The sequence below is a fragment of the Pseudoalteromonas sp. 2CM39R genome, assembly GCF_023161845.1.
Genome location: NZ_JALNTM010000024.1, coordinates 49,541 through 61,442 on the forward strand (window position 1 = coordinate 49,541; position 11,902 = coordinate 61,442).

Below are 11,902 nucleotides of genomic sequence, written 5' to 3' on the forward strand. Positions count from 1 at the left end.
ATATATAAGGTTTTAAAATATTAATTTATTTATTTTCAATGCCTTAAGTGTAATCCTTATGAGAGGAAATAAGGTTTTAAATCATTTTATTTTTGTGTTTTTGCCTATTGATGATAATTTGAATGTAGCAAATAGGAACTTGGAGGTTTTGTTATGGGCTTTAAAGTAAAACATTATGCGGCTAAAACAGTGGCTGCGAATAGCTCATTGGAATGGGAGCTAATTTTAACCGAACTGATTATTGGTAGCCTTTGTGCTGCATTCGCAAAGATCGGCTATGATGCTGCTATGTTACTTATTTTTATACCTAATTTAGTAATCGCCTTAGTTTGCTTTGGTTTTATTGGGCTTTCGGTATTTCATTTCATAAGAGAAAAACGCAGTAAGCCAATTCAGTAGTATCGATTGCTACGCTATTTTTCTACTGGGGTAACACCTGGCGAGTCACACGCAATGACTTCAAATCGATAGCCATATTCGGCATGGTGATCTGGGGTCACTTGCACTATTTCATAATCATTCAGCTCAACGGCTTTACTATTTTTTGCTTTTAAACAGCGTGAATAGCTATCGGCTTCAAAGCTGTAAGCAAACATCGCAATTAAACGTTTGCTACGCTCAAAGTAACCTTTGGTATCTAGAAACTGACGAAGGTTTTCGGCGGTTTCGCTGTCACCTTCTATATTGACGTCTTGGCTTGGGGCTGAGCTTTCTTCACTACTAGGAAGTTGTTGCTCGAGCTTCTCACCGAGTTGTTCGACTGCTTTTTGCTGTTCTTCACCAGATTCTTTGGCAATAACTTTGCTATCCAAAAAGGTGCTAACCATATTGTCGAGTACTTCTTCAGGAGGCTGATCGTCGATAAACGAAATCAGGTTAATAAATACCACTGATGCTAAAACAAAGCGTACGATGGCAGTTAATAGAGGAGAGTAGCTTTGGCTTATAAATTTAATTCGCTCAGAGCCAAAGGGTTTTATCAGTAATAAAACAAAGATATAGAAGGGTAAAAAAAGTTGAAATAACAGTAAAGTACCTAGTGTTATTCCCATTGCCCAAGGTGGTAAATATAACAGGGTGGCAAAGTTATGAGTGTAGTTAAAATGACTAGCTGAGACATGGGTTACATCATTAACAATGCCGCTTGCACCGGCCAACACAAAATTAGCGATACTGGCGTAGAAGATTAAGATCAGTGCTTTGCCGGCAAGCGAGTGCCAAAGTTGATTAAACTTGGGCCAAAACTCAATAACAAGCGCAATAATGGTGATGGTGGCACTTAACCAGCCCGATTGCAGAACAATCAGGCTGCTTAATGCTAAAAGATAGAGCTTTTGTGCGGTACTTAAGTTAAACCAAATGGCTTGTAATCGTTCAACCAGCCTCGTTTTATGAGGCTGCCAGCTACGTTGCTGTTGTTGAAACTGTTTATTAGCGCGCCATTTTGCAATTTTTAAATACCTACGCACGCAATATCCTTTTTATAGTAGTGGTTTTAAGTACCTTCCTGTGTGCGAGCGCTCACACTCGGCAACGTCTTCAGGTGTACCTGAAATTAAAATTTCACCACCGCCTGAGCCACCTTCTGGGCCTAAATCGACAATCCAGTCTGCGGTTTTGATCACATCAAGGTTATGCTCAATAACAACTATGGTATTACCGTGATCGCGTAAGCGGTGAAGTACTACTAATAATTGCTGAATATCAGCAAAGTGTAAACCCGTAGTTGGTTCATCAAGGATATATAAGGTTTTACCGGTATCGCGTTTTGAAAGTTCACGAGCTAGTTTCACACGCTGTGCTTCACCACCGGAGAGGGTAGTAGCAGCCTGACCTAAGCGAATATACGACAAGCCTACATCCATTAAGGTTTGCAGTTTACGTGCAATAGCCGGAATTTTATCAAAGTAGTCACGGGCATCTTCTACGGTCATTTCGAGTACTTGGTGAATGTTTTTACCTTTGTATTGTACTTCGAGGGTTTCACGGTTGTAGCGCTGACCTTTACATACATCACAAGGTACATATACATCAGGTAAAAAGTGCATTTCTACCTTGATTACGCCATCACCTTGGCAAGCCTCACAACGACCACCTTTAACGTTAAAGCTAAAGCGACCGACCTTATAGCCACGTGAACGGGCTTCTTGAGTACCCGCAAATAGCTCTCGAATACCGGTAAAAATGCCAGTGTAAGTTGCAGGGTTTGAACGCGGAGTACGGCCAATCGGGCTTTGGTCAATATCAATCACTTTATCAAAATGATCTAGGCCTTGAATTGATTTATACGGAGCCGCTTCTGCGGTAGTTGCGCCATTTAATTCTGTATGAGCCAGCTTAAATAAAGTGTCATTGATAAGCGTCGATTTACCTGAGCCTGATACACCTGTGATACAGGTCATTAAGCCAAATGGAATACGTAAATCAACGTTCTTTAAGTTGTTACCTGTGGCACCAAATAACTCAAGCCATTTGTCAGTAGTTTGATGGCGAGCCTCTGGTACTTCGATTTTCTTTTCGCCAGAGAGGTACTGACCCGTGATTGAATCTTTGCTAGCTAGAATATCGTCATGAGTACCTTGTGCAATAACATGGCCGCCATGAACACCGGCACCTGGGCCGATATCGATAATATGGTCTGCAGCGCGAATAGCATCTTCGTCATGCTCAACCACAATGACGGTGTTACCTAAATCGCGTAAGTGAATAAGGGTTTTTAGTAGGCGGTCGTTATCGCGTTGGTGCAAACCAATAGATGGTTCATCCAATACGTACATAACACCAACAAGACCTGCACCAATCTGGCTTGCTAAACGAATACGCTGCGCTTCACCACCTGACAGGGTGTCGGCACTTCGCTCAAGTGATAAATAATTAAGGCCAACATTAATTAAGAAAGATAAACGGTCACGTATTTCTTTAAGAATTTTTTCGGCAATTTGTGCGCGTTGACCGGTTAGATTCAAGCTATCAAAAAATGCCATGCTTTCGCCAATACTCATCGTGGTGATAGCTGGTAGGTTTGTTTGGCCAATAAATACGTGGCGAGCTTCTTCACGTAGGCGCGAGCCATGGCAGCTCGGACACGCTTGGCTTGTTTGGTATTTAGCAAGCTCTTCGCGCACTGAGTTTGACTCAGTTTCGCGATAGCGGCGATTCATATTATTTAAAACGCCTTCAAACTCATGGTTACGCGTAATTAAGTCGCCACGGTCATTGCGGTAATTAAAGGCAATTTTAGTTTTACCTGAACCTTCAAGAATCACCTTTTGCGCATCTTTACTAAGTTCTTGGAAAGGCACTTCTAGGTCAAACTTATAATGCTCTGCGACAGCTTGCAGCATTTGGAAATAATAAAAGCTGCGTTTGTCCCAGCCTTTAATTGCACCACCCGATAAGCTTAGCTCAGGATTTTGCACAACACGGTTTGGATCAAAATACTGACGCACACCTAAACCATCACAGCTTTGACACGCACCCGCCGGGTTATTGAACGAGAATAAGCGCGGCTCAAGTTCACTCATGGCATAGCCACAAGTAGGGCAGGCAAAATTAGCAGAAAACAGCATGTCTTCGCTGAGTGAATCGTCCATTGCTGCTACATGGGCAATACCACCTGATAGCTCAAGGGCTGTTTCGAATGATTCAGCCAAGCGCTGTTGCTGGCCATCTTTTACTTTAAAGCGGTCAACCACTACCTCAATAGTATGCTTTTTATGAAGCTCAAGGGTCGGTGGATCTGATAAGTCACATACTTCGCCATCGATACGGGCGCGAATAAAACCTTGGCTTGCGAGTTGCTCAAGCAGCTTAACATGCTCACCTTTACGATCTTTTACCACAGGTGCTAATAGCATTAGCTTACTACCTTCTGGTAGAGCTAAAACCGTGTCGACCATTTGGCTGATAGTTTGTGCTGCTAGCGGTAAGTCGTGAGTAGGACAGCGTGGCTCACCTACACGGGCAAATAATAAACGAAGGTAATCGTAAATCTCGGTAATAGTACCGACCGTTGAACGCGGGTTATGTGACGTTGATTTCTGTTCGATAGAGATAGCTGGCGATAAACCTTCGATGTGATCAACATCGGGTTTTTCCATTAGCGATAAGAACTGTCTTGCATACGCTGACAGTGATTCAACATAACGACGTTGCCCTTCTGCATACAAAGTATCAAACGCTAAAGACGATTTCCCTGAACCAGATAGGCCAGTGATAACTATCAGCTTATCACGGGGAATGGTTAGGCTGATGTCTTTTAAATTGTGCGTACGGGCGCCTCGGACTTCAATGTTTTCCATGCTATCTCGTTTTATTACCTAATTATTTTTTCAGTATCTCATAATACGCGATAAGATTAATCCTTGATCAAAGAAAAAATCATCACTTACAGGTGATTATTTAGTTTTCGCTTGTGGTAGAATCCACGCTCAAATTTTAATAGACAGCAAGATCAGTAATTCATGACAGCATCTTCACTCAACTCTCGAGAAAAACGCGCTGCCGTTTCGTTGGCGAGCGTCTTTGCATTCCGTATGCTTGGCCTATTTATGCTGATGCCAGTATTGGCGATTTATGGTCAGCAATTGGAAGGGTTTTCGCCGCTTTGGATTGGCTTTGCTATTGGTGCTTATGGTTTAACACAAGCCGTGCTGCAAATCCCTATGGGTTGGTTGTCTGATAAAATTGGTCGTAAAAAAGTGATTATTGGTGGCCTTTGTGTGTTTGCTCTTGGCTCTGTTATTGCTGCAACCGCTGAGTCTGTGCAAATGGTTACGCTTGGGCGTGCACTACAAGGCATGGGGGCGATTGCCAGTGCCTTATTGGCGCTTGCTTCTGATTTAAGCCGTGATGAACAACGTCCGAAAGTTATGGCCGTGATTGGTATGTGTATTGGTATGAGCTTTGCCATTGCTATGCTACTTGGGCCAATTGTTGCTGCATCGTGGGGAGTTGCTGGGGTATTTTGGCTTACCGCAGGACTGGCCATTTTAGGTATTTTAATTGTGTTGTTTTTGGTGCCAAATGCTGTCAATAAGGCGCCAAAAGGTGACACACTTGCTACCCTTGATGATATTAAACAACTGATTAAACACCCACAATTAGCACGCCTTGATTTTGGCGTGATGCTGCTTCATCTTACATTAACTACCGTATTTGTAGCCTTACCTGGCCAGCTTATAAAAGATGGCTTAGTTGCAGACCACCATTGGTATTTATATATACCTGTACTGTTTTTAGCGTTTTTCTTGATGGCACCAATGATGATTGTGGCGATCCGTAAAGAAAAAGAAAAACAAGCCTTTATTGGCTCAATCGCGCTGCTTGTTTTAAGTATGCTCGCGATGTCGTCATGGGTTGATTCGGTGATTGGCATCGGTATTTGTATGTTGGTTTACTTTATTGCTTTTAACTTTTTAGAAGCAACCATGCCTGCACTTGTTTCGCGTATTGCCCCTGCAAACCAGAAAGGTTCTGCGATGGGAGTATTTTCATCTACGCAGTTTTTTGGTGCCTTTTTAGGTGGTTTATTAGGGGGTTACGTTGCTCAAGCATTAAGTGCGCAAGCAGTGTTTGCGGCGGCGGCACTTGTTGGGGTAATATGGCTTATCCTTGCTTGGAATATGCAAGTCCCACCAAGAAGTAAAATAATTAGCTTAATGACTGAATTAAGTTCAGAGCAGCAGGCACAAGCGCTTGCTTCTCGTCTTGTTGCTTTACCGGGCGTAATTGAAGCAACGGTTGTCTGTGATGAAAATCGCAGCTATTTAAAGATTAATGATAAAGAATTTGACCTAGACCAAGCACGCAAAGTGGCTGGTTTAATCTAACGTTTTATAGGAGAAGTTCCATGGCACGCGGTGTGAACAAAGTTATCTTGGTTGGTAATTTAGGCCAAGATCCAGAAGTACGTTATATGCCTAATGGCAATGGCGTAGCGAATATCAGCATTGCTACGACAGATAGCTGGAAAGATAAAAACACAGGGCAAATGCAAGAGCGTACTGAATGGCACCGTGTCGTGTTGTTTGGCAAACTAGCAGAAGTTGCTGGTGAGTACCTTCGTAAAGGTTCACAAGTGTACATTGAAGGTCGTTTACAAACGCGTAAATGGACTGATCAATCAGGCCAAGAAAAATACACCACAGAAATCGTGGTAGACATGGGCGGTCAAATGCAAATGTTAGGCGGTCGTGGTGAGCAGCAAGGTGGTGGCTATCAAGGTGGTCAATCACAAAGCGGTTACCAAGGTGGTCAACAACAAGGTGGCGGCTACGGCGGTGGTGCGCAGCAATCACAAAGTAATAGTAGCTATGCTCCACAGCAACAGTCTGCGCCAGCACAGCAACAACAGCGTCCACAACAGCAATCTGCACCACAACAACAAAGCAATAACCAATATGGTGGCGGTTATGGTCAGCAGCAAAGCAGCGCACCTCAACAAGGCGGTTTTGCTCCTAAACCACAAAATGCACCACAAGGCGGCGCATCAAACCCAATGGAACCACCAATCGACTTTGATGACGATATTCCGTTCTAGACAAAGACAAAAATAAAAATGTTGAAAAGAAATCTTGAAAGCCGCTATTAAGCGGCTTTTTTATGTGTGAGAGTTAATGCTTAACCTAATACCAACCCGCAATAATACTTAATCATTTTGAGGGATTAAACCTGTCGCTAACTGCGTTAAAAATTTCTCATTTAGAACAACTAAATAACGAATTTTTTGCCTTGTTATCAACGAGGTTTTATTGCCTCAAAATAGACTACTTAATTAAGCGGATTGGTATAAAAGCAATTTGATAGGCCGAATTGGCTATATTCAAAACCTAGTCTAAGTTTATAGAACCTTAATTCCACAACTTTATTATTAACTATGCAGCTTTTAAGGAAGATAAGTTTTCAACAGGCGCTTGCAGCGGTTATCGCTTTTGCTTTGGTTGTGATGTTTGCAGCGTCTTATACTGTGCTCAAAGAGTCGCTTGTTAGAAAAAGCACTGTTGAGAAAGATGCCGTATATATACGTGAAGCTTTAATGGTTGATGAGATAGCTCACGAAACGGCTGTTGAACGAGGATTAACGGCAGGTCTAATTGGCTCTGGCTATAGTCAAAATAAAGAACGTGTTGCACAGCAGCGTGTAGTGGTCGACAAAGCATTTGATAAATTTGCCCTTTACACTCAACAGCATAAGGTTTCATCAACACTATTCAATGCGGTGTTAGCAAAACATAAGAAAATCACAGAGCTGAGAGAAAATGTTGACAAGAAGCAAGGTAAGCAAGCGTTTGTGGTTTATTCTGATTCAAACAAGTTTATGCTCGATGTTGCCAACAGACGAGTCTCACAGGTCAAACAAAGTGAGGCAATCGCTTCAGGTCTTGCAATAGTCGAAATGTCTTTATTGAAGGAAAGGCTTGGACAAGTGCGAGGTAAAGTGAATGGTGTCTTATCTTCAAAATCGATTTCTGAGAGTAATCAAGTCTTAGTCAGTAGCTACTTTCACAATATTGAAGAGACCTTGTTTTTGCTTTCTTTAACACTTACAGATGAAGCTGATAAAAAATGGCTAGCAGAATTGACCAACTCGCAAACTTATCAAGATGTAAAAAGCATTGTTGAAAAGCTTAATCAAGAAAGTGGAGAGCTATCTTTAAGCTACCCAACACCATCAGATTGGTTTGCTCAGTCCACTGAGTTAATTGGCAAGGTTCGTAAGCACATTCTAAAAAAGCAGCAAGTTTTAGAGTCGCTGATTGAGCAAAGTCGCAGCAGTGCAAATGCTAAGGTTTATGCCACAAGTGCCTTTGTCATTATTCTTATAGGTTTGTTCTTTGCGTTTGGGTTATTCGTTATTAAGTCGCTGGCGAGAAAAGTAACTAGGGTTAGAGATGTGATTAGCACTATTGCTACCAGCCATGATTTAGCGGTGAGAATTAACGATGATTCGAGTGATGAAATTGGTGCAATCTCCAGAAGCGTTGATGAGCTCGTCGATGCGCTAACCGATTTAATTAGGCAAGTTCAGCAAGCAAATTACACCAGCGAATCCAGTGTTCGGTCATTAATCACATTTGCTAAAGAGCTATCTGAGCGTGTTGAAAATATTAATTCAACGACCGCAACATTGCATGATAATTTCTCTAGGCTTTATAGCCAAATTGAGCAAATAGCAGTATCTGCAGAAGAGAGCTCTAAAAACACCATAAAAGCGAATGATCTATCCGCCAGTACTAAGCAAATTATTGGTAGGAATAAAGCAAGTATTAGCTCGTTATCAGAGTTAATCCAGCAAGCCCATGAACAATCAGATGCCCTAAGTGCTAAAACAAACAGTATTCAATCTGTTCTCGATACGATTTCGAGCATAGCAGAGCAAACTAATTTACTAGCTCTCAATGCGGCAATAGAAGCTGCCCGGGCGGGGGAGCAAGGCCGTGGCTTTGCTGTTGTAGCCGACGAAGTTCGTGGTTTAGCTACACGTAGCCAAGACTCTACATCTGAAATATCTTCAGTCCTTGATGATATAAAGCAGCAGGTTCAGCAGTTGCAGGTATATATGGAAAATACCTCTGACTCAACGCAAATGGTTAGTGATAACAGTGAACAAGCGTTATCGAATATAGATACCTTAACAGCTAATATTGCTGATGTGAGTAGCCAAACAAATACGGTATCCGATGCAATTGAATCGCAAAGTCAGCTTGCTGAAGAAGCGAGCAAAGCAAGCGAAAATATCACTTCAAACATGCATGATGTTCAAAACGAGTTAGCGTTACTTGAGAAGTTAATTACAGATTTAGAAAATGCACAGCAAAGAACATCCGATGCCCTAAATGTGTTTAAAGTTGATTAGCAACTGCGTTGATTTGGGGGAAGCTTTAGCACCGCAAACTTTCTTACTACTCTTTAAGTAGCAGTTTGTCGGTTACAAAATAATTCTCATTAACTGTTTTTGCTAGGTGTTTAAAATTACAAAACTTTTGACAGCGCTGGTTCTAGGATATTTCTGATATTGCTTTAAATCGCCCCGCAGCCTTGTATTTATAGGGTTCTTGAACAACACTTTGTATATGTTTAAGCAACTAACCTGTGAAATGAAACGAGACTTAGCTTCACAAATAAAGCAACCGGTGGCCATCTATGTGGCGGCCGCTTTTTTGCTGTTAGTTGTTTTTAATATTTTCTTAAGTGATGTGTTGCACGACAAAGTTCATCGCACCGGTACTGAGCTTGCCAAACAAGTGTATGAGTTAAACCTCGACCCAATTGCCTCGCAAGATATTATTGCTACCTTAGTTAAGAGCCAGGGCTTCGCAATGAGCGCCAGTGATGTACCGCATAACTTTGCAAACTTTATCGACTTAGAGCAAGAAGTGTTTAGCTATAAAACGGTTAATTTGCGTTTATTTCATTGGCCTTCTTGGTTGGTCGAAAGTCACTTATTTATTTTCCTAAATTTAATATTACTTGGCACTGGGTATTGGGGTTTCCGCTGGTGGAAAAAAATGTTCAAGCAATTAGCAATAGCAGAAAAACCGCCGAGCAAACCATTTGAACAATTAAACACTCAGGTTACAGCCAAGAAAACTGCATCACCTAAACCTTTAGGTCATCAGGATTTAAATATTTTGTATGGTGTACCAACAAACTATAACCATTTGTTTGCGCTATTTTTTTGGAAAAACCCTTTCCCTGCTAACCTCGACGTTGATAATTACTTTAAGTTAGTCATAGCAAAAGGGTTTGGTGAACTTGTAAATCGCTCTGTTAAATTATTGCCATCGGGTGGTATTGCTGTGACCTTAAACAGTGTGCCTGCCACCGAGGTTGATAAATACACTAAACGATTACATCAGGTTATATATCAAGCTTGTTTAAATTATCGTAGTGACTTGTCTCGTGCTGATATAAAAATTGGTGTGTGTAATTACCGCACAGGGGCTGATCAGGCAGTGGTTTATCAGCTTACTAAGTCAGCATTAGCGCTGGCGAAACAAAGTGCTTGGCAGCACATTCATCGCTTACCCTTTGGCCATACCCAGTCAAGCATGCTCGCTGATAGTAAAGAACACCTATTTGAGTACATAAAGAAAAAACATTTTATGTTGTTTTTTCAGCCTTTGTTCGACTTACAAACAGGCGATATTTTACAGCATGAGGCGTTGATCCGTATTCGCCACAAGAGTTTAGGCTTGCTAGCGGCTCGGCATTTTATTCCTCACATGAGCAGTAAAAAAGATGTCTTGTTATTGGACCAAACTGTGATTTCTCAAGTGAAGAAAATGCTGCTGAACGAAACGGGCTCATTAACGGTGAGTATAAACTTACACGCAATGAACTGGTTTAATGACGAGTTTTGGCTGTGGTTTAAACAGCAAATGGAAGGGTTTAATAGCGCAGACAAATTGCAATTTGAACTAAGCGAAGATGATTATCTAAAACAGCATAAAAAGCTCAGTGAACAGTTTGAATGTTTAGAGAAACTGTCAGCTGGTATTGTTATTGATAACGTGCGAAGCGCAGAACATATAGCAACTTATAGAGATATCAAAAATGTATGCAGTATTAAGTTAGCATTTGAACTGATACACAATATTGATACCAACACCCAACAGCAAAAAGTTGTAAAGCAAATAATTTCTAAGGGTACTGAGCTAAACTTTCCTGTTTATGCGGTTGGAGTAGAAACACAGAATGAACTTGCGACCTTAAAAAATCTAGGGATCATTGCGGCTCAAGGCTTTTACTTTGCTGAGCCATTACAAAAACTGGCGGATATTACACCTTACAGCTAGTCAATTAGCCCCCGGTATTTAAGGCCGTCTAAACCTTGTAGCCCACCAGTGTGCACTGCAATGATATGCGTTCCTTCACTAAAGTAACCTTGCTCTATTAATTGCCAAACGGCATAGAGCATTTTGCCGCTGTAGATTGGCTCAAGCGGGATTGCGTGTTGCTCACTAAAGGTTTGGCAAAATTGCCACAAGTCATCGCTAAACTTTCCGTAACCACCATCATGAAAGTCGCAAAGTAGCTGCCAGTTTTGTTGCTGATTTGCTTTATTACTTAGTTGCTTTATCTCATCAATTAAGTAGTGCGCTTGCTTCAGTACTGCAACACCTAACAGCTTTGTGTGTTGTGGTGAACCTTCGATTAAACCTGCTAGTGTACCGCCACTACCGGTTGGGCAAACAATCACATCAGAGCTTGGTAGGCTTTGCGCTAATTCTATACAGCCTAACAGTGCGGCTGTATTAGTGCCGCCTTCTGGCAATATGTAGGCATTCGGAAACTGCTCTTGTAGCTGTGCTAAGTACGTTTGGTCGTGCCTTAACCGGTAAGTAATTCGATTTACTGGGTGTAAGCTCATACCACATTGCTTTGCGTAGTTGAGAGTTGGGTTTGCTTCGTCTAATTCTGGGCCGCGGATAATGCCGTGGGTTTTAAAGCCAAATAACTTACCCGCAGTTGCCGTGGCATGAATATGATTAGAAAATGCGCCACCAAAAGTGAGTAGTTCAGATTTCCCCTGTTGCTGCATAACATCTAAGTTAAACTTTAGCTTACGCCATTTGTTGCCACTAATTTGCGGATGAATAAGATCATCTCGCTTGATGCTCAGCTGAATTTTACGTGCAGCTAATAAGGGGTGATGAATTGTTTGTACTGGTGATTCAAAAGAACTATTCACGGCATTAATTTTCGTAAAAAAACAGGTCTTATTGTAGCAAAGTCGTCTTACAGATAGAAATTAGTCAATTAAACTCAAATGATTTTGTTATTTACTAGCATCAACTAAGGTAATAGATGTAAACTCAGATAATAATTGAACAAAGCTTGTGTTTTGCCTTGCAAGTACATAGCATAAGAGTTTAATTATAAAAAAATAATAATGACC

Annotated in this window: 8 protein-coding genes; 5 read left to right on the plus strand and 3 right to left on the minus strand. The window is 41.4% G+C overall.

The window, feature by feature from the left end:
- Positions 1–153 precede the first annotated feature (153 nt).
- Positions 154–399, plus strand: a complete 246-nt coding sequence (locus MTF66_RS32610; protein WP_248529748.1) for a hypothetical protein — start codon at positions 154–156, stop codon at positions 397–399.
- A 14-nt stretch (positions 400–413) separates the two neighbouring features.
- Here MTF66_RS32610 and MTF66_RS32615 read toward each other — a convergent pair whose 3' ends face one another.
- Together MTF66_RS32615 and uvrA are read right to left on the minus strand one after the other, a co-directional pair.
- Complete coding sequence (locus tag MTF66_RS32615; RefSeq protein ID WP_248529749.1) at positions 414–1,469, minus strand: hypothetical protein; 1,056 nt, start codon at positions 1,467–1,469, stop codon at positions 414–416.
- Between the two features lie 12 nt (positions 1,470–1,481).
- Entirely contained in the window at positions 1,482–4,301 is a 2,820-nt protein-coding gene (gene uvrA, locus MTF66_RS32620; protein WP_248529751.1) for an excinuclease ABC subunit UvrA, read from the minus strand.
- A gap of 162 nt (positions 4,302–4,463) precedes the next feature.
- Here uvrA and MTF66_RS32625 point away from each other — a divergent pair, with 162 nt between their 5' ends.
- The 4 genes from MTF66_RS32625 to MTF66_RS32640 all read left to right on the plus strand — a co-directional run bounded on the left by MTF66_RS32625 (position 4,464) and on the right by MTF66_RS32640 (position 10,799).
- Complete coding sequence (locus tag MTF66_RS32625) at positions 4,464–5,831, plus strand: MFS transporter (RefSeq protein WP_248529753.1); 1,368 nt, start codon at positions 4,464–4,466, stop codon at positions 5,829–5,831.
- 20 nt (positions 5,832–5,851) lie between these two features.
- Positions 5,852–6,541, plus strand: coding sequence for a single-stranded DNA-binding protein (gene ssb, locus MTF66_RS32630; RefSeq protein ID WP_248529755.1), 690 nt, complete (start codon positions 5,852–5,854; stop codon positions 6,539–6,541).
- A gap of 336 nt (positions 6,542–6,877) precedes the next feature.
- Complete coding sequence (locus tag MTF66_RS32635; RefSeq protein ID WP_248529756.1) at positions 6,878–8,857, plus strand: methyl-accepting chemotaxis protein; 1,980 nt, start codon at positions 6,878–6,880, stop codon at positions 8,855–8,857.
- A 217-nt stretch (positions 8,858–9,074) separates the two neighbouring features.
- Entirely contained in the window at positions 9,075–10,799 is a 1,725-nt protein-coding gene (locus MTF66_RS32640) for an EAL domain-containing protein (protein WP_248529757.1), read from the plus strand.
- Here the strand turns inward: MTF66_RS32640 and MTF66_RS32645 are convergent.
- Positions 10,796–11,695 (minus strand): 1-aminocyclopropane-1-carboxylate deaminase/D-cysteine desulfhydrase, encoded by a 900-nt coding sequence (locus MTF66_RS32645; RefSeq protein ID WP_248529759.1) that lies wholly within the window; start codon positions 11,693–11,695, stop codon positions 10,796–10,798. The genes MTF66_RS32640 and MTF66_RS32645 overlap by 4 nt on opposite strands.
- Between the last annotated feature and the right edge of the window lie 207 nt (positions 11,696–11,902).